The following is a 23711-nucleotide window of genomic DNA, read 5'->3' on the forward strand; positions in this document are numbered from 1 at the left end:
CGAACAGTGGGTACGATATTTTTGCTGACTGCCGTGGGTCTTGAATAACTGAAAAGAATTGAGAAAAAGCATCGATATGCATCAGGAACTCCCGTAAAAAGGGAGTATATGATCACAGCCAGCCCTGATCGTCAAACTGATCTATTTTGTTCAAAAAACGTTCGTGATCTTGCCCTGTGTCCGGCCATCCGCCCAAACAAACTCATCTTGCATTAAATACAATGCATTGATGAAGATTATTCTTAACGGTTCTACGCTATGATCTCTGGCCATCTCGGTCATTTCTAAACGTACGATATTGTAAGAAACTAGAATTCCCCAAAGTTCCTGATAGATACCTTCGCTTTTTAAACTACTCAAAAGCGGTTTATTCTGTAATTGATACTGTTTTAACTCACCGTAACCACGTTCAATTTCCCAACGCTGCCAATAGACTTCAACGAGCTCTTTGAGTGCATACTGCTTTGGACACAGACAAGAAGTGGACAGCCAGCTTTGTGTTTAATGATTGGATTGCTAGTATGAAGCATGAGAGTTACCTCTTATTGTCTTTGATTACGGATTCAGCACCTTTAATCAAAGTGGGTAACTCTCTTCATTTCAAATTGAAGTGTCAGATCTAGTCAGAACTAATACACTTTATGCAAGGTGGAGCATACCTTACTCACTTTCATAACCCGAAGAAAACTCTTGTCCGATAATCATCGCTCCAAGCTGCCTTTTTCAGTTTTATTTTCTGGTTTGGTGCGCCACAGTCACACTGTTTTAGTATGTTCATCACAAAACGCCTGAACAGCGCTATATTTTCAACCGCACCATCCAGGGTTACTCGTGAGCTATCTTCTTTGAAAACAACATCTAACACATAATTCTGCCTGTTCTCTATGCGCCAATGCTGACGAATATAATGCCCGAGAAGTTTATGGGAGTTAGCCAGTGCGTGTTTGGCCGGTTCCCTGGCAGCTCATAAAGAGCTCTGCTGACATAAACCCCCGGTCAAATAACGTGAGTGCATCTTCTGGTGCCGAGCCGATAAGTTGTTGTGCGTAGGAAATTTCACTATTGGTTACAGGACCAAAGGCCGCATCTGACAGTATGTGGTTTCTGGTCGACATCAGTGTTACAGCCAGGACTGAGGGGAAGGAGGCCGACTTTTGAGCATACCCAAACACCTGATTGCTCGGTGTCTCATAGGTCTTAAAATAGGTGCCATCTACACTGAGCACTTTAAGCCCGCAGACTTGGTCAAATTCACACTGCTTTTCCCATTGTGCGGCAGTGTGTTTGAATAAATACTGCATTGGCTTGGCTCCGAGTTTTTCTTTTCCCTTGATGATACTGCTTGTCGCTAAAGGCGGTAGCTCTCCTTTCGAGTCCGGAAAGGCGAGTTCAAGTTTGTCGCAAACGTTCTGAATAGAGCGATTTCTAAGTAATCCAATCCCCAATACCAGCCACACAGCCTGCTCGGCTGGGAAACGTCGTTTACGAACAGAAGCTCGCCCTGTCTGTTGAACAGCTTCTTCTACCCACTCTAAGGGAATGTGCTTAGCAAAAGTATTGATATGGTGGTCTTGGCAGAACTCAGCGGTGATATGCAGTTCTTTAGAAAATTCAGACATAAAAAAATCGGCCTCAACAAAGTTGAGACCGATTATGAAGCCTACGCAGGATCGTTCAATGACTTAAAACGATCGGCATTGCATACCTATGTGTTTTTTGTTATGACTTCTTCGAAGGAAAGTTAACACCCTCCTCAATAATAGTAAAAACTTCTGATAATAGTTCTGAATATGGTTTATCACAGTACTTTCTCTTTTTCCAAAGCTGATAGGCACTGTGATAAGCCAGTTCAAGAGAATTAGCGGCGATGGCCGGACGAATATCCAAATCAGGGTCATTTCCCATCCTGTCCGCTAAAAGCTTAGTAATATCTTTCGTTCTATCCTGACCTTTTGCCAGGTTATGTGCTCTCACCACTGGATTATTGCGCAGCAGGTTCTGCAAGTTAATAAACCTATCCGCATCAAAACCGTACGCACAATTTTCACACCCTCTCACGGCCTGTACAGCTGCATGCTTCAGAGCAGTTATCGCAGGCTCATGTTCAGGTCTGGCCTGCAGTTGTGAGAGAAGCTCCCTATGCTCTTCTTCCTGATAATCAAGTAAGACATCTTCCTTTGAAGAAAAGTAACGAAAAAACGTTCTGACAGAGACATCAACCTGTTCAGTAATATCTTCAATTCGAGTGTCATCAAATCCTTTTGACTCAAAAAGTTCATATGCAGCCTTGATCAAAGAATCACGCATTTGTTGCTTTTTTCTTTCACGTCGCCCAAGTGGCGCTGGAGCTATTTCTTCAGTGATGTCTTGCACTACAGACATTTTCTTTTCATCAGCCATAGACATTTCCTTATTAAGGGCAATCCCCCTAAATCTTACTTCCAGGCTAATTATGTCACATGAATAAAAAGTGTAATAGGAGATAGAAGTATAAAAACGAAAAAAGTCACTTGACAAAAAGTGTCACGAGATGACATCTTTCTAGCATCATATGAAACCGCTCTGTAGTGAGACGGAACAATAAGTTCACTATGACAATCAGTTTAATTACCTGATAAAAAAGGTTTTTATAACTTTTTACGCCTTGAGTTGCAACAAATTGCAATGCAAGTGATTGAATTAATTGATACTAAGGAAAGGAAATGAACGGTGAAAACAAGGTGATCCCTTTAACACGTTACCAAAGGGACATTTATTTCGAATCACAGAAAAGCCCGCTAAGTAATCAGTTCACGCTTGCAGTCGCAAAAATGCTGCCGGAAAATTTTGACAGTTCGCTTCTGACAACGAGTATTTATGATGTTATTCAGCAGGATTTGACAAGCAGGTTAAGTATCGTTGAGGCTGGTGGAGAGCTCTATCAGCAGATTCTTCCCAAGGGTAACGTTCACTTGCAGGAACTGAATGCCGAAGGAAACTCAATGACATCCTGTTTCGACACATGGTCGAAACAGGTTTTTGATTTAAAAGATGGCCCGTACATTGAAGCAGCCGTATTGACCGGTTTGCCACAAGGTCAAATGGGTCTGTTACTTCGGGGGCATCATATTGTTTGTGATGGTTCAGGAATTAATTTAATTGCTGACAAAATCATTCAGCGTTTCTTGCAACAATCCACCGAAAAAGAAACCAGTTTTGATAATACTGCTGAATATATCTCAGCAGTGACAGCAAGCCAGAAAGAATTATCATCCGCTGTTGTTGGTACTCAAACATCTGAACTTGCAGAAATCGTGAACAAATGCGATCCCATTCTGTTTAATCGCAAACATTCAACAGAGCCAACAACCGATCGATTACGCTTCCGTCATATTCTAAAGAAGCAGGACATTACAGATGCTTTAAGACAAGGAATGACGCCTTACCAAGTCGTAATGTCTGCTGTAGTAGTACTACTTTCCAGAGTGCATAATCAGGAGCAATTTACTGTCGGTGTACCTTTCAATAACCGTAAAAATCGCCTTAATACTGTTGGCCAATGGGCAAACACGCTTCCTCTTGCGATCTCGGCAGGTGCTGATGACACCTTCCGTGATCTTGCAGCACGAATCAAAACAGATACAACAACATTGAAGAAGTATGAACATATTCCGCTCAGTCAATTACTGAATGCTTTAGGTTCTGATATCCGCAAGCGTTTTGACGTCACAGTCTCATACAATCGCTTACCGGCCGGTAAGCTGTTCAAAAATAACATAGAAAATACCAATAACTTCGCTATCGCACATGACAATGATGCTATTGCAATCCATATGAACACGTACGGAGAATACGACGATGTTGTTGTTGATATAAGTGCATCTGTTGATATTTTCGATCAGGATTACACATTCGAAAAAATGACACAGTCATTATGCCGGCTTGTGGATGAGGTGATCAAAAAACCAGAACAAAAAATCTCTGGCACCAATATCTTCACAGAAAGTGAGCAAAATCAATTATTCAATTTTGAACAAGGGCCAGAAATTTCATTTTCATCTAATGAAACACTGCCATCTCTATTTGACATGCAGGCTCGAAAAAATGGAGATGCAATCGCTGTCCATTCGATAGGTAATCATCCTGGTCTGACGTACAAAGACTACCAAAATCGTGTTCAAGCAATGACCTCAGTACTTGTTCATCATCAAGTCCGTAAAGGCGATATGGTCGCCATTTTAATGGACAGAAGCCCTGATATGCTGACTGCAATATTTGGTACGCAAAAAGCAGGCGCAGCTTACTTACCAATCGATCCAGGATATCCAGCAGAGCGAATTGAATTCATGCTGCAAGACAGTGGTGTCAATGTCATCATTGCCGACACAGATTATATCAATAAGGTTTCTGGAAACTTTACCATTATCAATGGAAACAACTTAACCGATACACCTGATTCATCAGCCGAAACCTCATTAAACCCTGACAGTCTGGCGTATATGATTTATACCTCTGGCTCAACCGGCCAACCGAAAGGTGTCATGATCGAACATCGTTCCGTAATCAACCGAATTGAGTGGATGCAAGAACGTTATCCTCTGGATGAAACTGACGTTATTTTGCAAAAAACACCAATTTCCTTTGATGTTTCAGTTTGGGAATTATTCTGGTGGTCAATTACTGGAGCATCTGTTGCATTGCTGCCTCCTGGCGCACACAAAGATCCGAAAGAAATCATCAACGCAATCCGAACGCAGAAGGTAACGACCCTTCATTTCGTCCCCTCAATGTTGCAGCCATTCCTGGAAATACTTGAAGCAAAACCTGAATTAATTTCAGAGCTATCTAGTTTACGTCGCGTATTTACCAGCGGTGAAGCGTTACCACCTGCTCGCGTAAATCAATTCCGTCAGGTTTTTAGCGCATTAGGAAACCAGGCACCAGCATTAATTAATCTTTATGGTCCAACTGAAGCTACCGTTGATGTTTCTTATTTTGAATTCTTGCCCGAAACGCAAAACGACAGAGTCGATTGTGTGCCAATTGGTTATCCAATACAGAATACACAGTTACGTATTATATCGCACCATGGTATGCGTCAGCCTGTTGGTGTGGCAGGTGAACTCCAAATCGGAGGCATTGGTCTTGCCCGGGGGTACCACAATAAGCCCGAACTGACCGCAGAAAAATTCATTTCTGATGAAGGTAAGCGCTGGTACAAAACCGGGGATCTTGCTCGCTGGATGTCTGATGGCAGCATTGAATATTTAGGCCGTATTGACAACCAAGTTAAAATTCGAGGCAATCGGATTGAGCTTGGAGAAATCCAAAACACACTGACGCAGATCGAGGGCATTTCTTCAGCCGAAGTCATCCCGGAAAAAAATGCAAGTGACAATTTCCATCTATGTGCTTATTACGTCACCGATGGTCAAACATTTGAAGACAATGATCTACGGACACATTTAGAAGGCTTTTTGCCAGAATTTATGGTGCCTTCGAAGTTTATCGCCGTTTCCCATATTCCAGTGACACCGAACGGAAAAGCGGATCGGCGCGCACTAAGTGCGATGGCGATTGCAAATAAAGCTGAGCATCATCAAACGCCAAAAACAGCAACTGAAAGTCAGTTAGCGAATATTTGGCAAAACATCCTGAAGCTGCCAGCCCCCAGCACAAATGATAACTTCTACGCCCTCGGCGGAGATTCAATCCTGATGCTGAAAGTCCGTTCCGAGTTAGAAAAAGCTGGCATGCCAACCAGTCTGACTGAACTTTCACAGCATCTCACGATTGCAGCATTGGCAAAGCATTTAGATCAAAATGAACGCACTTCCATTTCTATGGCGCTTCGCCCTTTCGAACTCATTCGGGAAGAAGAGCGCGCACGCCTTACAGAATATGAAGATGCATTCCCCGCGACTCAGCTTCAGCTTGGCTTGATCTTCCACAGTCAGCAAAGCCGGAACTCAGCAACATATAAAGATGTATTTCGCTACACATTGAAGGGAACCTGGGAGCCTGCGCTCTTCCGTCAATGTCTGGCATCAGTCATCCAAAAGCATCCTGCACTGCGTTCTCACTTTAATCTGGCTGATTTCAGTGCCCCCTTGCAGGTGATTCGTCATGAAGTCAATATAGATGACGTGCTGGATATCAGCGATCTACGCATATTCGATCCCCATGAAGTCGAACAAATGATCTGTTCATATATGCGTAAGAAAACCCGGTTTGACTACAAATTTGATCAAGCACCGCTTTATCACATCGGTCTATTCCGGACAGCTGAGGCTATTGAAATGGTGCTTAGCTTCCATCATGCAGTTTTGGATGGCGGCAGCGTAGCAAATCTTCTGAAAGAACTCTTCTCACGGTATCAGAATGATGGGCTATACCCTGAGGAATTACTGCCTTCTCCGGCACTATATGTCCGAGATGAAATAGCAACCATGCAGCATGCCGAAAGCCATACTTTCTGGAAATCCAGATTTGATGGCCAGTCAAGAACCCAGTTACCAAACCTCAGAATGTACGAAAGCTACCCGGTAGACGGTATCTTCACGCAGAAACTTTGGGTTCCTGAGACAACTGAAAACAACCTGAAAAACATTGTGAAACAAGAGAATATTTCTGCAAAATCGATATATTTTGCAGCACATTGCCTAACGATAGAAATGATCTCTGGGCAAGACAGCATTGCGACCGGGTTAGTGACTCACGGGCGGCCGGATGTAGATGGCTCCGAAAATATGCTGGGATTGTTCCTCAATACATTACCTGTTCGCTTTTCGGCCAAAGGAAAAACATGGAAAGAGTGTATCCATACTGTATTCCAAGCTGAGCAGGATCATGCACCATTCCGACGCTATCCACTCAGTACAATTCAGTCCATCGCAGGTGAAGGTGCTAAAATCAGCACTGCATTTAACTACATTCACTTTCATGTTCTCAAAGATGTATTGAATACAGATGCTTTGTCACTTGAATCTTTTGACCCATGGGAAGAAACTAACTTTGAGCTTCTTTTAAATGTGATGAAGGATTTCACAACGGAACGCACACAGCTGCGTTGTGATTTTGATGGATCTGTATTCTCCCGCCTTCAGGCAGAAACTTACATGAAAGCCTACTTGGCTATCCTGAATCACATCGTATCTGATCTGAATCAGCCAGCTACGTTAAGCCGTGCATTAGAGCCAGCAACCATTGATGAGGCATCACCGGCCTTTGCTTCAGTGGTGTCAGACATTGCTCATCAAATGCGTTCAAACCCTGATGCTATTGCTTTAAGTTACCAGGATCAGCATTGGACCTATGAGCAGCTATGGAAAAAATCAGGGCAAATTGCAGCGGGTCTTACTGCTCACGGCACACAACCGAATCGTCCCGTTGCTGTAGCTCTGGAACGCTCGCCTCAAATGATTGCAACTCTACTCGGAATCATGAGAGCAGGTGCAGGTTGTTTACCACTGGACCTGAGTTATCCGCCACATCGCATTGAAGCTATGCTGACACAAGCGAAGCCATCTGTTGTGATTATCGAAGACTCCGCAGAACAACCCGCTGCCGCTGAGCAGTCAAAAGTCATCAGTGTCCGAGAACTTTGTAATGTCGAGTCGACTTTCGAAGATTCGAACATCAAGCCAACACAACTGGCATACCTACTGTTTACTTCTGGTTCGACCGGCCAGCCCAAAGGTGTTGCAATGCCTCACCGAAGTCTGGCAAACCTCGTTGCCTGGCAGAATAAAAGCATGACAGGGCAAGGCGTTCATTCAACACTTCAATATGCGCCACTGAGCTTTGACGTATCTTTCCAGGAAATTTTTGCCACCCTGACGTCTGGAGGGGAACTCATCCTGATTAGCGAGGCGGAGCGCCGTGATCCAGTTCAGCTACTTCGTAAGATTGAACAATTCTCGGTGGAACGTATTTATCTCCCGTATGTTGCACTTCAGCAGCTTTCAGAAACTGCGGTTGCACTAAATCTGTATCCAAACGCCCTGAAAGTCGTAATTTCTTCTGGTGAACAACTCAGAGTTACCGAAGATATCCGCGCTTTTATCGGTCAATTAAAAGGCGGAATTCTTGAAAATCAATATGGCCCAACTGAGACCCATGTCATTACTTCTTACAGCATGACAGGTGAGGCGAAAGATTTCCCAGCACTACCACCAATCGGACAAGCAATTGCGCATTGTGATGTTGTCATTCTCAATGACAACCTTCAGGAAGTTGCTCCGGGTCAGACCGGTGAAATCTATGCGCGAGGCGCACCATTGGCAGCTGGCTATTACGGCCAGGAAGCTCTGACCGCAGAACGTTTTGTTGCGATTTCAGGGGATGACAGCGTGCTGTACCGTACCGGTGATTTAGGTGTCGAGCTTACTGATGGCAATATTATTTGCCTGGGTCGAAAAGATGCACAAATCAAGGTTCGTGGCTATCGGGTGGAGCTAGCTGAAGTTGAACTGGCGATTGCAGATACGCCTGATTCTGAAGAGCTGATTCGCGATGTGGCCGTTGTAGTACAACAACGCGGAGATCACGACCACTATTTGGCTGCATTTCTTGTCGGCGAACCCAATGACACAATGAAAGCTTGTGTTCAGCAACACTTAGCTGAAGTACTGCCCAAATACATGATCCCTGCTCAGATTGAGTGGCTATCAGAATTACCCAAAACACCAAGCGGTAAACGAGATGATGCTGCTCTGAGAAACATGCGGTCACTTCACCAGTCAACAACAGTGGAAGAGACACCTCCCCGTGACAATTATGAACGTACATTGTGTGAGATGGCAGCCGAGCTGTTAAAGGTTCCTTCACTGTCAGTCCATCAGAACCTGTTTGACATTGGCGGAACCTCTCTGACCGCAATGCGTCTTGTCGTTCTGGTTGAAAAACATTTCGGCGTTAATATTCCACTGTCTGTATTTGTCAGTGATCCTACGATTGCTCAACTGGCTATCCGAGTTCGGGAAAAAGATGCGCAGCCAACGTTCAGCCCGCTCGTACCAATGAGAACGACCGGGAACAAACGTCCACTATTTTTCGTCCACCCAATGGGAGGAAATGTTCTTTCATACCTGCGGCTTGTGAAATATTTCCCGCAAGATCAGCCATTTTACGCCTTGCAGGCTTATGGTGTGGATGCGGGTTCTGTTCCGCTGACAAGCGTCAAAGAACAGGCAGAAAATTACCTGAAAACCATTCGTGAAATTCAACCTCACGGCCCGTATTCTATCGGTGGATGGTCTTATGGCGGATTTGTGTCTTTCGAAATGGCTCGACAACTCAGAGAGCAAGGCGAAGAAGTCAACGATCTGTTCGTCCTAGATACTGTCGCTTTGAACACTGAGTCTCAAGGTCGTGCGAATGATGATGCCCTACTGCGATGGTTCTTCTGGGAACTATTGTGGCTCAATGAAGGTGCCACTCTGCCAGAGCAATTTGTGCCTGAACATATCACCACACTGCAAGAACGGTTTGAATACATCACCGAACACGCGATTTCAACAGGCGCTATTCCTCATGGAAGTTCCCGGGCCGTCGTTCAGCGTTTGTTCGAGGTTTACAGAACCAACTGGAAAGCAGCCACGGACTACGCAGTATATACCGCAGATGTAGACATGACTTTACTGCATGCCACTCGCCCATTACCGGAAGTATTGCGCTCCATGCATGATGCTATCCGCAGTGAATACCGTGACCCAAAAAATGGCTGGGAAAACAAAACTACCGGTGAACTGAATGTCATTGATGTTCCAGGCGATCACTTGGAAATCATGGAGGAACCTTACGTGGAAGAAGTCGCGAAAGTCATTTTGAGTGAAATGGAAAAATCGGCCAGCAAACTGGTAGCAAATGAACTGGAGGAAGCATGAACCGTCCATTAAAAGTCATCATTATCGGAGCCGGAATCGGCGGCCTCAGCACCGCAGTTGCGCTGCGCAGAATTGGCTGTAATGTGGAAGTTTACGAGCAGGCACCAGCTCTCAGAACTGCAGGTTCGGGCCTGTCCGTGATGTCAAATGCCTCAGTTGCCATGTCAACCTTAGGCATTAATCTGAATCTGGAGCACTTCGGTGCTCCCATCCGCCATTTTGAAATCAGAAGCACCCGGGATCGATTGATCCGCAGGCTCCCTTTGCCTGAAATTTCTTCAGCCAATGGTGCGGACAGTGTCTGTATCTCCCGAAAAGCGTTGCAGCAGGCACTGCTGCAACAATTAGATGAACGATGTATCCACGTCGGTGCCCGAGTATCAGCAATCCATGAAGGTACTGACTGTGTCAGTATTTCCTTCGATGATGGCCGAACTGAGCAATGCGACCTGCTCGTTGGAGCAGATGGCATTTATTCTTTTGTCAGGGAATACATTCAAGGCCCTCAACCAGTAAGAACCGCAGATTATATTTGCTGGTTAGCGATTACCCGTTATCAGCATCCGCAAATTACACCGGGCTATGTTGGCCATTACTGGGGGGCTGGTAAGCGTATCGGTTTGATCGATGTTGGAGACGGCGAAGTATATTGGTGGGGAACCGCCAATATGAAAAATGAACAAGCAAGGAACTGGACCGGTAACACTGAAGATATCATGTCTTTTTATAATGGCTGGCCTGCAATTGTTGGAGATATCATTTCTCAAACGCCAGTTGAAGACATTATTTCCGTTGCAGCTCAGGACCGGCAATTTTCTGCAAACTGGGGAAAAGGTCGAGTCACTCTGTTGGGAGATGCAGCCCACCCAATGCTGACCAGTCTGGGGCAAGGTGCAGGAATGGCCATTGAAGATGCCGCAGTGCTGGGCCATAGCCTCAGCATAAACTCAGATCCGGTTCAAGCACTACGGCAATATGAGGCACTTCGGATTCCGAGAGCTGAAATGTTGGTGAACGCCTCTCGAACACTGAGTGAAGTAGAACAAGATGACCGTTTTTTCCACTGCCTGAAAAGGGATCTTTCTTTGCAATTTGCGCCATCAGCCAGCTTAAAACGAAGTTTAGAAAACTCACTGATTTTCAAAGCCGGCAGTATTGGTCAATTGAACTCAAATACACCAGAACAAACCCGGGGGTAATATGATAACGCATACTTTAAACCAAACGTTCGCTGATAAAATCGTCCTAGTTACTGGTGCATCAACCGGACTGGGTGCACAGGCTGCTGATTATTTAGCAAATAAGGGATTCATCGTATTTGCGGGAGTACGGGATACAGCCAAGGTTTCGCCATCACCATATACCAACATGCATTATGTAGAACTGGACGTCACTTGCGCTGAAAGTATTGAGTGCGCTGTTTCTCAAATTTCGTCTGTGCAAGGAGCTCGCCTCTGGGCTGTTGTCAATAACGCAGGAATCTGCGTTCCATCTCCATTAGAAATGCTACCGGTTGATAACCTTCGCAATCAGTTGGAAACGAATGTCGTCGGTCAATTACTCGTGACTCAGAAGGTGCTGCCTTTGCTACGGAAAACCCAAGGGCGAGTCATTAATATTACCTCTGGTTTAGGCAATCTTGCTTTACCTTACCTCGGTGCCTATTCAATTGCCCAATTCGCAAAAGAAGCTTTTAGTGATGCGCTTCGACGCGAACTTCATCATTCAGGTATTGATGTCATTGTTGTGCAACCAGGTGCTATCAATACACCTATCTGGGATAAGTTTCAGGCCGTCGGTGAAGACATTGTCCAGCAAGCACCGAAACAACTTAAACTTATCTACAGTCGCTCATTCCACGAGTTTCTTGCGGCAAGCCCGGTACATGCTCAACAAAGCCCGACCACTGCCGAAGATTTTGCACATGTCATCTACAAAGCCTTAACGGATGAACACCCCCACACCCGTTATGCAGTTGGTGAGGATGCGACAAATTTCCGAATCAAAGCTCGGTCGCAAGAAGATCGTGAGCTTGATGAAGAATTATCAGCTGCAATGCCGAGACATCAAGAATTTCATGATGAACTGATGAACTGAGTTCGGGGAATACATGACTCAATCTCAAAGGAATGAAAAAGCTTACCGGGAGACCGGTAAGCTAAAAGAGGAAGTCGTAAATCAGTGGTGGCAAGCCCACCACTCACTTCTTCAAGACACGTTGGCAGCGATTGCCGACGGTATCCACTGGCAACCATTTTCAGATAATCTGGCAGACTACTTACCAGAACTAAAGGAACATGGCAGGCTCTCTTTTGAATCCATGCTGAACTCTCGTTTTCAGCTCCCCATGCATGAACACATCTCAGAATGGGTAACTGAAACACGCTCACCTTACGGACCTGCGCTGAACATTGCCTATCCGGTGATCCGTCCAGAAGTCGCGTGTACCTATGCATCTGAAACTTTATCCGTTTGGGGCAATATTCCCGTCAAGCAACGGGCAGCAATATTACTCGAAACAGTAGCCAGACTTCATCAGGCCAGTTTTATTTTCGCAGAGGCTGGAGTCCATACCAGTGGCCACAGTTATTTAATGGGATTTCATGCAAATGCACTCCATGCACAGTATCGAGCTATTGAATCTATTGCTCGCATGTTTCGAGAAATGGAACTACTGGAAACCAGTAATTGCTGGAAGATCAATATTGGTAACGAACCTGAGATGGGATTTCAACGAACCTTCATGACTCGTCCACTCGGACTCAGCCTAGTGATCTGCGGCAGGATTGTTCCCACTTGGAATGCTTACCCAGCAATCTTTGCTTCCTTGATGGCAGGCAACCCGGTTCTGGTAAAACCGCACCCGGATGCTATTTTACCACTTGCTCTGACCGTAAAGATTCTGCGAGAAGTTTTATCTGAAGTCGGTTTGCCCATTTCAATCATTACCCTGACACCGGACAGCCAGCAAGCCAAAATAGCTAAAGAGTTGGCAATGAACCCAGAGGTAAGAATTATTGATTACACCGGGCGAGAAAATATGGGGCAGTGGCTTGAAGTGAATGCCAGACATGCCCGGTTATTTCTTCAAAAAAGTGGAATTACTCCCGTAATTCTACATTCTTCAAACAATTACAAAGGCATGTTGCGCAATATTGCATTTGGTCTTTGCTCATATTCAGCCCAGTTATGTACTTCACCACGAGTACTCTGGATACCCTCAGACGGCATCCAGACACCTGAAGGAAAACATCCTCCTGAAACGTTTATTCAAGATCTTTCCGAGATGATGGATATCATTCTACAGCAAGCCGATACGCCTGGAGATATTCTCGGCGCACTTGTCATCCATGATGGCGAAACGGCACTGTCGAAAGCGAACAACGGTGAATTCGGCAGAGTTATACGTCAGGCACGTCGGATGTCACATCCGGTTTATCATCACGCACAGATATGGAGCCCAGCATTGATTTCGACAGAGCTTGCTCTGGAGCAAGCCAAGCTTCCTCCGGATGGCCCCATCACGCTCATCGCACTCGGAAAAACATTAGTTGAAGCAAACACAGGTATCCGCGCTCTCGCTTCCACGACAGGATGCCTGTCTGTTGGGCTCTACACATCTGATCCTTACATTGAGAAAAGTATGACTGACATGGCTGCAGATATTGGAGCGATTCTTTCTGTGAACTTTTCAGGGAGCTATTTCCTGAGTCAATCTGAAGTCTTCACTGATATTCATGGTGGTAGTGTAAATCCATCAGCAAATACCGGCTATGGGGAGCCAAGCTTTTATTCCTCACGATTCAGGCTGACAGAAACCCGGCGACAAACCTATTAGCATGCCCCGTAAATCTGACTTAAAACAGGGTCAGGCATCCTGTTTTTAACAATCATTTTTCCTACCCAACAATAGTAATTATAAGGAGTGTAAACGCGATGCCTCTCCCTCTTGAACTCACCAATACTGAGGCAATTTTTCTCTCAGCAAGCCATTCCAATGAGCCAGCCTTGGCACAATGCCTCATGGGGTTCTTTTTAAGTACAGGAATGAGAACTATCGAAATTTGTCAAATTCAAGTACAAGACATTATTGAAATTTCCGGCCAAATCCATGAGAAGATGATCGTCAGAGGCAATGCTGAGCGAGAAATTTACCTGACAAACCCAAAACTCAAAACACTTATTGTCAATTATGTAAATAATCGTCGTAAAGACGGCTATCATAGAAATTGTTTCCGCTGTTTTTCTCCTACTGCGCCCTTCTTCCTTCGTTCGAACGGCACCACTTTTCAACTATCTGCACGAAAGACGAGCCGTGGTCATATCAGCCTCAGTTGTCCGACATTGAATCAATTAATCAAAGTGATTCTTAAAGATGCAGGAATCCAATCTCCAAGTATTGATTCTGGCCGACGAACATTAGCACTCAAACTTAAATATCAGGTCGATAAAAAAGTCATTCACAATCTTTTAGGTAACAAAGATATTGCTACGACAAACCGCCTTCTCTCAAGTAAGCCGCTTAATATGAAGCAAATTTCGGAGATCACTCTCAGTTAAACTTTATTCCCATGAAATGATAAACATCAAGGTCCCGATTGATTGTTTTCCTCTGCTTCCTCTGGCGGGAAAGGATCACTGAATATAGGATTACTCAGGAAGCTGTCATCGGTCAGGGTTTCAAGGAAAGCCACCAGCGCTTCTTTGTCCGCCTGGCTTAATCCCATTCTGACGGGTCGTCCGGTGCGGTCTCTCAAATCGGGGCTGAGGTTAGCGTGGTTATTGATACCGCTGTTGTAGAACTCAATCACTGACATCAAATCAGGCAAGTGCCCATCGTGGAAGTAGGGGGCACCAACGGAGATATTGCGCAGGGATCCCGTTTTGAAGAATCCGGCCAGATTGCCGCCTACGCCCTGATCCGGGTCATTATTGCTGACTGAGCCATTGTTGTGATTTCTGTCCAGCACAAAGGCGGTGGTAGTGTGGCAATCAATGCAGTTCAGAGAATCAAACAAGTCCAGCCCTCTGAGTTCCTGAGCAGATAGCACAGGCGTTGGATCATTGTTCAGTTCTGCCTGAACCGCCTGATCAAACCTGGACTCATAACTCACCATGGCCCGCATAAACTGGGACATCGCAAGGGCTATCCGCTGGCTGGTGATGGCTTCATCGCCGAAAGCCTCGGTAAACAACTGACCATAAAAACTGGTCTGCCCCAGCTTGGTTTCGAGATCAAACAAGTTCATGCCCATCTCTACCGGATCCTGAATCGGCATTACCGACTGCTCCTCAAGCGTTGCAGCCCGTTCATCCCAGAAGAAACGGCCGGGATCGTAATAGCGGGAATTGGTCAGCCCCATAGAATGGCGCCCTGTGTGCCCGCCATCAAACCCTGTGCTCAGTTGCGCCGGGTCGGTGAAACCATGCTCCTGCTGATGGCAGGAAGCACATGAGACAGTGTTATTGGCCGATAAACGAACATCATAAAACAGAATCCGACCCAGTTTCGCTACCGGATTGTTCAATTCGTTATCATTGGGCGTATTGTCTTCCGTCGCCACGCTGGTAAAGCGAATGTTATTAAATTCGGTACTGGACAAACTGGTGTAGTAACCAGGCTGGCCAGCCACATACGTTTCATAATCCGGGCTGGACTGGGTATCGGGTAATGGCAGTCCATCGATATCCACCCTGGGTTCCGGATCAGGTTCCGGATCAGGATCAACATCGCCCGGGCCATCATCAGGACTGCCAGGTGTACCGTCGCCGCCTGAGTCACCGGGAGCCACAACAGGGGGTGAGTTATCCCCGCTTGTCGGTTCATCGTCATCATTACATCCCGCGAGTGCTGTTATTGCCACAGCCAGCAAAAAGACATGTGAGTACTTCATGGTTACACCTCTGCCTAACCACTGCATTTGTTGTTATTCATCGAGGATCTGGCGGTGTAGGTCCCGCCTAATGAAAACAGTAGCAGTTGATATGGCGGAAGGGTTTCTGAATAGTAAGACGCAAAGTCCCGTAGTTTTCGCGGTACTTGAAGTATTTTGCAGTCAGACATCACTTTTTTGACAATGCTGTCCAAGTGCTTTTCTTTCTCAGACGGGACAGGCAAGCCAATCCTGATCCTGGATGAAGCAACCACCCATCTTGGCGAAGAAATGGAACAGAAAATCCTGAATACCATCGCAGCCTGTGCCCCCAACCAGATACAGCGGGTTATTCACCACAATCCTCTCAACAACATCTGCGGTCTTCACCACCATTGGCTCATCGGCCAAGGTTCGCTACTGGAGGTTTCCAATGCATGATATTCAATTTCTCGTCACAGCGGTTCAAAACCGCTGAGTTCTGGCAGGCTGCCATGGCAACCACATAATTCAGAAGTCTAATAATTTAAGGCGATTTCTGCTCATATTTCACCCTTAAAACAGAACAAAACGGACAATCTTTTAAGTGTCCGTTTTACTGCATAACAGCCATAAACCTTCATTCTTACAGTCACCCGCTAGCAAGCAACCCTTCAAAACAATCACACAACTAAACATTACAACACTAAACATTTTTTTGACTTAGATCATTCGATGTGTCATTTTATTTTTAATTAATCGTTCAATTAAAAATATTGGTGACTGATCATGCCCAAAGTAGGAATGCCGGAAATCCGAAAACCACAACTGGTGGAAGCCACTATGGCAGCCATAGATGAAGTGGGGCTGGCAGGGGCCAGTGTGGCACTGATCAGCAGAAAAGCCGGTGTGTCACCGGGTATCATCAACCACTACTTTGGCGGTAAACACGGTCTGCTGGAAGAAACCATGCGTTCGGTACTGCGCCAGCTTTCGCATACTGTGATGGAACACCTGGCGAGCGTTGACAAGAAAGATGTCCCGGGCCGGATCAAAGCCATTGTCGCCGGTAATTTCGACAGCTATCAGGTCGACAACAAAGTCGTCAAAACCTGGCTGTCCTTCTGGGCGCAGGCCATGCACGACCCGCAACTTCACCGCCTGCAGCGGGTTAACGAAAAGCGCCTGCTGTCTCACCTTCGCCATGAATTAAAGCAAGTGCTGCCTGCTGACAAAGCCTTGTTTGTCGCCCAGGGCACAGCAGCATTGATTGACGGTATCTGGTTGCGGGGAGCATTAACACCGGGCGGTATCAGCCCGACTCAGGCGCAGTCCATTATTACCGATTACCTCGAAAAGCAACTGGCACCGTATCTTTAATCACAGTGTGCCAGCAAGCAGACACTCATCATTGTTCGGGACTGATGCAACCCCATCAGTCACGACTCAGGAGCAGAGAAACAGTATGACCAAGACATCCCTGTACATTCACGGCCAAGCCATTCAAGCCACTTCTGGTGAACACTTCACAACCCGAAATCCGGCCACCGGTGAAGTGATCGCTGAAATCGGCCAGGCCTCTGAAGCCGATATGGCGCGTGCAATTGAATCTGCCAAAGCTGGCTTTGCCAAGTGGTCTGCCATGAGTGGTGCCGAACGGGGTCGTATTCTGATGAAAGCGGTCGCGCTGCTGCGTGAACGTAACGACGAACTGGCGGCACTGGAAGTTCAGGACACAGGTAAACCGTTGCAGGAAGCGCTGGAAGTTGATATTGCGACAGGTGCCGATGTGATCGAATACTACGCCGGTCTGGCAGCCAGCTTAGCCGGACAGCAGCAGGATCTCGGTCACGGCCAGTTCTTCTATACCCGGCGCGAACCGCTGGGCATTTGTGCCGGTATCGGTGCCTGGAACTATCCCATCCAGATTGCTATGTGGAAGTCTGCCCCTGCGCTGGCGGCAGGTAACGCCATGATTTTCAAGCCGTCTGAAGAAACCCCGCTGACGGCACTCAAGCTGGCTGAAATCTATACCCTGGCCGGTGTCCCTGACGGTGTGTTCAACGTGGTTCAGGGTGATTATCGCGTCGGCCAGATGCTGTCACGCCACCCGGAAATCGCCAAAGTGTCCTTCACCGGTGAATGTGGCACGGGCAAAAAAGTCATGGCCGATGCCGCCGGCACCCTGAAAAACGTCACTATGGAACTGGGCGGTAAATCACCGCTGATCGTGTTTGACGATGCCCAACTGGATAACGCTGTGTCAGCCGCCATGATGGCGAACTTCTACACCCAGGGCGAAGTGTGTACGCACGGCACCCGAGTGTTTGTTCACGATGCGGTTTACGACGAGTTCCTGACTCGTCTGGCAGCGCGCACCGCCAAGCTGAAAGTCGGCGACCCGAGCGATATCAATACCCAGATTGGCGCCCTGATTTCTGCTGATCATCTGGAAAAAGTGCTGGGCTTTATTGAAGCAGGCAAGCAGTCCGGCGCCCGCCTGCTGGCGGGGGGTGAACGCGTCACAGCAAATGGTCTGGACAAAGGTAACTTTGTTGCACCGACGATCTTCGCCGACTGCACCGACGACATGCCCCAGGTCAAAGAAGAAATTTTTGGCCCTGTAATGTCTGTGCTGCGTTTCAGTGATGAAGACGAAGTGATTCGCCGTGCCAACGATACAGATTATGGCCTGGCAGCCGGTATTTTTACCCAGAATCTGTCGCGCGCTCATCGTCTGATCGCTCGCATTGAAGCCGGTATCTGCTGGATCAACACCTGGGGCGGTTCTCCGGCAGAAATGCCGGTCGGCGGTTACAAGCACTCTGGTGTCGGGCGCGAAAACGGTCCGGACACCCTGAATCATTACACCCAGACCAAGAGTGTGCTGATTGAACTGGGTGATCTTGAATGCCCTTACCAGTAACCACGTATGTGGAAAAAACACGCCAAGCCAAAGTGAACAGACGTAAAGGGAACGCCATGAAGCAAGAATTTGATTACATCATTGTCGGTGCCGGTTCAGCAGGTTGTGTGCTGGCAGACCGCCTGACCGAAAGCGGCAAGCATCAGGTGCTGCTGCTGGAAGCCGGTGGCAGCGACAAGAGTATTTTTATTCAGATGCCAACGGCGCTGTCGTACCCGATGAACAGCGATAAATATGCCTGGCAGTTCGAGACTCAGCCGGAATTTGGCCTGGATGGCCGTCAGCTGCACTGCCCGCGCGGTAAAGTGCTGGGTGGCAGCTCATCGATCAACGGCATGGTGTATGTCCGTGGTCACGCCTGCGACTTCGACGAATGGGAAGCACACGGCGCGGCAGGCTGGAGCTACCGTGAGTGTCTGCCCTACTTCCGCCGTGCTGAAAAATGGAAAGACGGTGAAGATGCCTACCGCGGCGGAGACGGCCCGGTCGCCACCTGTAACGGTAATGATATGGCGCTCAATCCGTTGTATCAGGCCTTTATTGATGCCGGTCAGCAAGCAGGTTATCCGGCAACAGACGATTACAACGGTTATCAGCAGGAAGGTTTCGGCCCTATGCACATGACGGTGGATCAGGGGGTGCGGGCCTCTACCTCGAACGCTTACCTGCGCCGGGCAATGAAACGCGGCAATCTGACCGTACTGACGGGTGTGTTAAGCCGCAAAGTGGTACTGGAAGGCAAAACAGCCACCGGTATTGAGTTTGAACGCAGCGGTATGGTGCAAACAGCGACGGCGAGAAAAGAAGTGATTCTGTCCGCCGGTTCGGTCGGCTCACCGCAATTGCTGCAGCTGTCGGGCATTGGTCCGAAAGCCGTGCTGGAAGAGGCAGGTATTGAGGTGAAACACGACCTGCCGGGCGTGGGTGAAAACCTGCAGGATCACCTGGAAGTCTATTTCCAGTACGCATGTAAAGAGCCGGTGACCCTGAACAGCAAGCTGGGCCTGATCAGCAAAGGCATGATCGGTACCCGCTGGATCCTGTTCAAAGACGGACTGGGTGCCACTAACCACTTTGAGTCCTGCGCTTTTATCCGTTCGCGTGCCGGTCTGAAATGGCCCAATGTGCAGTACCATTTCCTGCCAGCCGCGATGCGTTACGACGGTCAGGCCGCTTTCGACGGTCATGGTTTTCAGGTCCATGTCGGCCCGAATAAACCGCAGAGCCGCGGCCGAATCTGGGTGACGTCTGCTGATCCGAAAGCCAAGCCGGGTATTGAGTTCAACTACATCAGTACCGAGCAGGACAAGCAAGACTGGCGCGATACTATCCGCCTGACCCGTGAAATTCTGACCCAACCGGCAATGTCGGCGTACCGAGGACAGGAGATCCAGCCTGGCGAAAATATCCAGAGTGATGAAGCCATTGATGCCTGGGTTCGTGAAAATGTCGAAAGTGCCTATCACCCGTCCTGCACCTGCAAAATGGGCAGCGATGAGGATGCCATGGCGGTATTGAACAGTGACTGCCAGGTGCGTGGCATTGACAGTTTGCGAGTAGTCGACTCCTCTGTCTTCCCAACTATTCCCAACGGCAACCTCAACGCGCCAACCATCATGGTGGCAGAAAAAGCCGCCGATAAGATTCTGGGCAAACCTGCCCTGCCCGCGGCGCATGTGCCGGTCTGGATTGCGGACAACTGGCAGGATCAGCAACGCAGCAAAGAACCTGAAGCTGCTGACGCGAACTAACGCTCAAAGTTGAACAACAGCACCTTTTAGTGGTGGTGAAACCCACCACCACAGGGCCACTGCATGCCTGTTTTCAGTCAGCAGGCGGGCCTGCCACTCACGCCTCAGCCGAACACGAGGCTAAATAACAGCAACGAAATGGATAAAGGACACGTCATGACGACAATCAAGAAAACCATCAAGTACACTGCATTTGCGACACTTTTTGCTGCCGGTACCCAGCCTGTTATGGCTGCGCAATGCGACACGGTGCACTTCTCTGATGTGGGCTGGACCGACATCACTGCCACCACTGCCGTGACCAGCGAAGTACTGAAAGGTCTGGGTTACAGCACCAAAACACAGCTGCTGTCTGTACCTGTGACATATTCTTCCATGGCCAATGGTGACATAGATATCTTCCTCGGCAACTGGATGCCAACCATGGAAGGTGACATTGCCAAATACCGCGACAATGGCACCGTTGAAACTGTTCGCGCCAACCTCGAAGGCGCTAAATACACCCTGGCCGTGCCGAAATACGTTTACGATGCCGGCGTGCACAGCTTTGCCGATCTGGCGAAGTTCGAAGACAAATTCCGCGGCCGGATCTACGGCATTGAACCGGGTAACGACGGCAACCGTCTGATTCAGGACATGATCGACCAGAACGCCTTCGGACTGGAAGACTTCCGCCTGGTGGAATCCAGTGAAGCGGGCATGGTTTCTCAGGTGAAACGTGCCGTGAACCGTGACCAGTGGGTGGTTTTCCTGGGCTGGGCACCGCACCCGATGAACAACAATTTCGAACTGAAATACCTGGACGGCGGGGATGATTTCTTCGGCCCTAACTACGGCGGCGCCAGCGTGTTTACCAATGTTCGCAAAGACTACCTGCAAACCTGTCCGAACGTTGGCCAGTTGCTGCAAAACCTGACATTCAGCCTGGAGATGGAAAACACCCTGATGGGTGACATTCTCAACGATCAGAAAAAACCAGCAGCAGCGGCGAAAGCCTGGCTGAAAGACAACCCGGCCGTGCTGGATAAATGGCTGAAAGACGTGACTGCTCTCGACGGCAGCAAGGGCACTGACGCCGTGAAGAATTACCTGAACATTTAATAATTTGCCGCAGGTGCTGAACCTGGCGCCTGCGGCCGCTTTTGTTGTACCCCTTTTAAGGAGTTAATGTGAATTTTATTACCGATCATAAGATCCCACTGGGCGAATGGATGGCAAATCTGGTCGACTGGCTGACTTTTAATGCGGCCGGCTTTTTCGACGCCATCTCCTACAGCCTGGAATCTCTGATCATGATGCTGGTGGATGTGTTTAAATGGATGCCGCCTGCCGCGCCGATTCTGATCACCGCGCTGCTGGCCTGGGCGCTGCACCGCAGTATTTCGCTGGTCGCTTTTGTGGTGGTCGCGCTCTTGTTGATCCTCAATCTGGGCTACTGGCAAGAAATGCTGGAAACCTTTGTACTGGTGCTGACCGCCACTTCAATTTCAGTGCTGGTTGGCGTGCCCATCGGCATTATGGCAGCGCACCGGCCGTGGCTTTATACCCTGATGCGGCCGATTCTTGATCTGATGCAGACTATCCCGACTTTTGTATATCTGATCCCAACCCTGGTGCTGTTCGGTCTGGGTGTGGTGCCGGGCTTAATTTCCACCATTATTTTTGCCATTGCTGCTCCGATTCGACTGACCTACCTGGGGATCAGCCGCGTACCGGAAGAACTGCTCGAAGCAGGTCAGGCCTTCGGTGCGACACGTTCCAAGCTGCTGTTCAAAGTAGAACTGCCGGCGGCAATGCCAAACATCATGGCGGGTATTACCCAATGTATCATGCTGTCTCTGTCTATGGTGGTGATTGCCGCGCTGGTGGGTGCCGATGGCCTGGGTAAACCCGTGATCCGCGCACTGAATACCGTGAACATTTCGCAGGGCTTTGAAGCAGGTCTGGCGATTGTACTGGTCGCTATTATTCTCGACCGCCTGTGTAAAACCCCGGCCAGCAAAAATCAGGAGGGCTGAACATGACTGCCATTCGAATTGAAAACTTAGACGTCATCTTCGGTAAAAATACCGAGCAGTCACTGGCACTGCTGGATCAGGGCAAAAGCCGTCAGGAAATTATTGATGAAACCGGCGATGTGGTCGGCGTGAATAACGTCAGTCTTAACGTACAGCAAGGCGAGATTTGTGTCCTGATGGGCCTGTCCGGCTCAGGTAAATCCAGTCTGCTTCGGGCCATCAACGGCCTGAACCCGGTTTCGCGCGGTAAGCTGGAAGTACAGGACGGCGATGGCATGGTCGATCTGGCCAGCTGCGATGCCACTAGCCTGCGCCACATGCGTACCGAGCGTATTTCCATGGTGTTTCAGAAATTTGCCCTGATGCCCTGGTTATCTGTGCTGGATAACGCAGCATTTGGTCTGGAAATGCAGGGCATCAGTAAATCTGAACGCCGCCGCCGGGCGATGGAAAAACTGGAAATGGTAGGGCTGGCTGAATGGAAAGACAAGCTGCCGCACGAACTGTCAGGCGGGATGCAGCAACGTGTCGGCCTGGCCCGTGCCTTTACCATGGACAGCGATATTCTGCTGATGGACGAACCGTTTTCGGCGCTGGACCCGCTGATCCGCAGTCAGTTGCAAGACGAGTTGCTCGATTTGCAACGCAAACTGAATAAGACCATCGTCTTTGTCAGCCACGATCTGGATGAAGCGCTGAAAATCGGCAATAACATCGCGATCATGGAATCCGGTGAACTGATCCAGCACGGCAAGCCGGAAGAGATTGTTCTGAAGCCTAACACTCAGTATGTCAAAGATTTCGTCGCCCACACTAACCCGCTTAACGTACTGCGTGGCCGCTCGCTGATGACACCGGCCAGCGCGCTGGAAAACCTGGAAGACATGCTGATCCTCAACCGTCACGAAGGCACCCGGCTCAATACCAATGATGATGGTGAAGTACTGGCGGCACGTCGTCAGGATCAGGATCTGGCGCTGCAAAGCTGGCACCAGGGTGACGATCTCGACCGCCTGTCTCAGACTGATATTGTCACTGCCAGTCCGGATATCTCAATGCGCGATGCGCTGGAAATCCGCTACCGTACCGGACAGCCTGTGCTACTGACCGAGCAGAAAGAGGGGAACAAAAATAAATTGGTGGGCGTGCTGTCCGATCAGGACTTCTACCACGCCTTATTGGGGAAACACTTTGAGGCGAAATTGGCGTAATTCACTCTGAATCGGCAACCTGTCTCAGTGGACGCAAACGCCCGGCTATCAACCGGGCGCTTTGTTATCAATATACTGGAGGTGAAT

At 48.2% G+C, this 23711-nt stretch carries 15 protein-coding genes and 2 pseudogenes; 11 read left to right on the forward strand and 6 right to left on the reverse strand.

The window, feature by feature from the left end:
* Positions 1-150: 150 nt before the first annotated feature.
* The 4 genes and pseudogenes from KCG43_RS19490 to KCG43_RS19505 all read right to left on the reverse strand — a co-directional run bounded on the left by KCG43_RS19490 (position 151) and on the right by KCG43_RS19505 (position 2400).
* Positions 151-489: a transposase gene (locus tag KCG43_RS19490; RefSeq protein WP_304622558.1), complete on the reverse strand. Its 339-nt coding sequence runs from the start codon at positions 487-489 to the stop codon at positions 151-153.
* A 181-nt stretch (positions 490-670) separates the two neighbouring features.
* A pseudogene (locus tag KCG43_RS19495) lies at positions 671-940 on the reverse strand (transposase); the annotation flags it as partial.
* Positions 922-1619 (reverse strand): annotated as a pseudogene (locus tag KCG43_RS19500) (IS4 family transposase); the annotation flags it as partial. The pseudogenes KCG43_RS19500 and KCG43_RS19495, both read right to left, overlap by 19 nt.
* Before the next feature lie 100 nt (positions 1620-1719).
* A complete protein-coding gene (locus tag KCG43_RS19505; RefSeq protein ID WP_237795713.1) occupies positions 1720-2400 on the reverse strand; it encodes a TetR/AcrR family transcriptional regulator in 681 nt (226 codons plus the stop codon).
* A gap of 302 nt (positions 2401-2702) precedes the next feature.
* Between KCG43_RS19505 and KCG43_RS19510 the strand changes: the two genes are divergently transcribed.
* The 5 genes from KCG43_RS19510 (at position 2703) to KCG43_RS19530 (ending at position 14426) form a co-directional block, all read left to right on the forward strand.
* A complete protein-coding gene (locus tag KCG43_RS19510; RefSeq protein ID WP_218387003.1) occupies positions 2703-9866 on the forward strand; it encodes a non-ribosomal peptide synthetase in 7164 nt (2387 codons plus the stop codon).
* Positions 9863-11065 carry an FAD-dependent monooxygenase gene (locus tag KCG43_RS19515; RefSeq protein ID WP_218387005.1) on the forward strand — a complete coding sequence of 401 codons (1203 nt, stop codon included), beginning with the start codon at positions 9863-9865 and terminating at the stop codon, positions 11063-11065. The genes KCG43_RS19510 and KCG43_RS19515 overlap by 4 nt, the downstream gene beginning before the upstream one ends.
* Before the next feature lies 1 nt (position 11066).
* Complete coding sequence (locus KCG43_RS19520) at positions 11067-11963, forward strand: SDR family oxidoreductase (RefSeq protein ID WP_218387007.1); 897 nt, start codon at positions 11067-11069, stop codon at positions 11961-11963.
* Positions 11964-11976: 13 nt separating this feature from the next.
* Positions 11977-13704 carry an aldehyde dehydrogenase family protein gene (locus tag KCG43_RS19525; protein ID WP_218387009.1) on the forward strand — a complete coding sequence of 576 codons (1728 nt, stop codon included), beginning with the start codon at positions 11977-11979 and terminating at the stop codon, positions 13702-13704.
* A 98-nt stretch (positions 13705-13802) separates the two neighbouring features.
* Positions 13803-14426 (forward strand): site-specific integrase, encoded by a 624-nt coding sequence (locus KCG43_RS19530; RefSeq protein ID WP_218387011.1) that lies wholly within the window; start codon positions 13803-13805, stop codon positions 14424-14426.
* Between the two features lie 26 nt (positions 14427-14452).
* On the opposite strand, the gene KCG43_RS19535 is transcribed toward KCG43_RS19530, so the two are convergent.
* Both KCG43_RS19535 and KCG43_RS19540 read right to left on the reverse strand, forming a co-directional pair.
* A complete protein-coding gene (locus tag KCG43_RS19535; protein ID WP_218387014.1) occupies positions 14453-15760 on the reverse strand; it encodes a cytochrome-c peroxidase in 1308 nt (435 codons plus the stop codon).
* A gap of 207 nt (positions 15761-15967) precedes the next feature.
* On the reverse strand, positions 15968-16150 hold the full coding sequence (locus tag KCG43_RS19540) for a hypothetical protein (protein ID WP_218387016.1): 183 nt from the start codon (positions 16148-16150) through the stop codon (positions 15968-15970).
* Positions 16151-16507: 357 nt separating this feature from the next.
* On the opposite strand from KCG43_RS19540, the gene betI reads away from it, so the two are divergent.
* The 6 genes from betI to choV all read left to right on the forward strand — a co-directional run bounded on the left by betI (position 16508) and on the right by choV (position 23624).
* Positions 16508-17098: a transcriptional regulator BetI gene (gene betI / locus KCG43_RS19545; RefSeq protein WP_192017201.1), complete on the forward strand. Its 591-nt coding sequence runs from the start codon at positions 16508-16510 to the stop codon at positions 17096-17098.
* A gap of 85 nt (positions 17099-17183) precedes the next feature.
* Entirely contained in the window at positions 17184-18644 is a 1461-nt protein-coding gene (gene betB, locus KCG43_RS19550) for a betaine-aldehyde dehydrogenase (RefSeq protein WP_218387018.1), read from the forward strand.
* 56 nt (positions 18645-18700) lie between these two features.
* The gene (gene betA, locus KCG43_RS19555; RefSeq protein ID WP_218387021.1) at positions 18701-20395 is read left to right on the forward strand and encodes a choline dehydrogenase; all 1695 of its coding nucleotides are present in this window, start codon (positions 18701-18703) and stop codon (positions 20393-20395) included.
* A gap of 156 nt (positions 20396-20551) precedes the next feature.
* On the forward strand, positions 20552-21496 hold the full coding sequence (locus tag KCG43_RS19560) for a choline ABC transporter substrate-binding protein (RefSeq protein WP_218387023.1): 945 nt from the start codon (positions 20552-20554) through the stop codon (positions 21494-21496).
* Positions 21497-21564: 68 nt separating this feature from the next.
* Positions 21565-22413 carry a choline ABC transporter permease subunit gene (gene choW, locus KCG43_RS19565; protein ID WP_192017205.1) on the forward strand — a complete coding sequence of 283 codons (849 nt, stop codon included), beginning with the start codon at positions 21565-21567 and terminating at the stop codon, positions 22411-22413.
* A 2-nt stretch (positions 22414-22415) separates the two neighbouring features.
* Positions 22416-23624 (forward strand): choline ABC transporter ATP-binding protein, encoded by a 1209-nt coding sequence (gene choV / locus KCG43_RS19570; RefSeq protein WP_218387026.1) that lies wholly within the window; start codon positions 22416-22418, stop codon positions 23622-23624.
* Positions 23625-23711: the final 87 nt, after the last annotated feature.

The organism is Photobacterium sp. WH24, assembly GCF_019204055.1.
Classification (GTDB): domain Bacteria; phylum Pseudomonadota; class Gammaproteobacteria; order Enterobacterales; family Vibrionaceae; genus Photobacterium; species Photobacterium arenosum.

Bases quoted from the DNA above. Each gene is read 5' to 3' on its own strand.
- KCG43_RS19560 (WP_218387023.1), top strand. From the start codon at position 20,552: ATGACGACAATCAAGAAAACCATCAAGTACACTGCATTTGCGACACTT.
- KCG43_RS19535 (WP_218387014.1), bottom strand. From the start codon at position 15,760: ATGAAGTACTCACATGTCTTTTTGCTGGCTGTGGCAATAACAGCACTC.
- choV (WP_218387026.1), top strand. From the start codon at position 22,416: ATGACTGCCATTCGAATTGAAAACTTAGACGTCATCTTCGGTAAAAAT.
- KCG43_RS19505 (WP_237795713.1), bottom strand. From the start codon at position 2,400: ATGGCTGATGAAAAGAAAATGTCTGTAGTGCAAGACATCACTGAAGAA.
- betA (WP_218387021.1), top strand. From the start codon at position 18,701: ATGAAGCAAGAATTTGATTACATCATTGTCGGTGCCGGTTCAGCAGGT.
- KCG43_RS19515 (WP_218387005.1), top strand. From the start codon at position 9,863: ATGAACCGTCCATTAAAAGTCATCATTATCGGAGCCGGAATCGGCGGC.
- KCG43_RS19520 (WP_218387007.1), top strand. From the start codon at position 11,067: ATGATAACGCATACTTTAAACCAAACGTTCGCTGATAAAATCGTCCTA.
- KCG43_RS19510 (WP_218387003.1), top strand. From the start codon at position 2,703: ATGAACGGTGAAAACAAGGTGATCCCTTTAACACGTTACCAAAGGGAC.
- KCG43_RS19525 (WP_218387009.1), top strand. From the start codon at position 11,977: ATGACTCAATCTCAAAGGAATGAAAAAGCTTACCGGGAGACCGGTAAG.
- betB (WP_218387018.1), top strand. From the start codon at position 17,184: ATGACCAAGACATCCCTGTACATTCACGGCCAAGCCATTCAAGCCACT.
- KCG43_RS19530 (WP_218387011.1), top strand. From the start codon at position 13,803: ATGCCTCTCCCTCTTGAACTCACCAATACTGAGGCAATTTTTCTCTCA.
- betI (WP_192017201.1), top strand. From the start codon at position 16,508: ATGCCCAAAGTAGGAATGCCGGAAATCCGAAAACCACAACTGGTGGAA.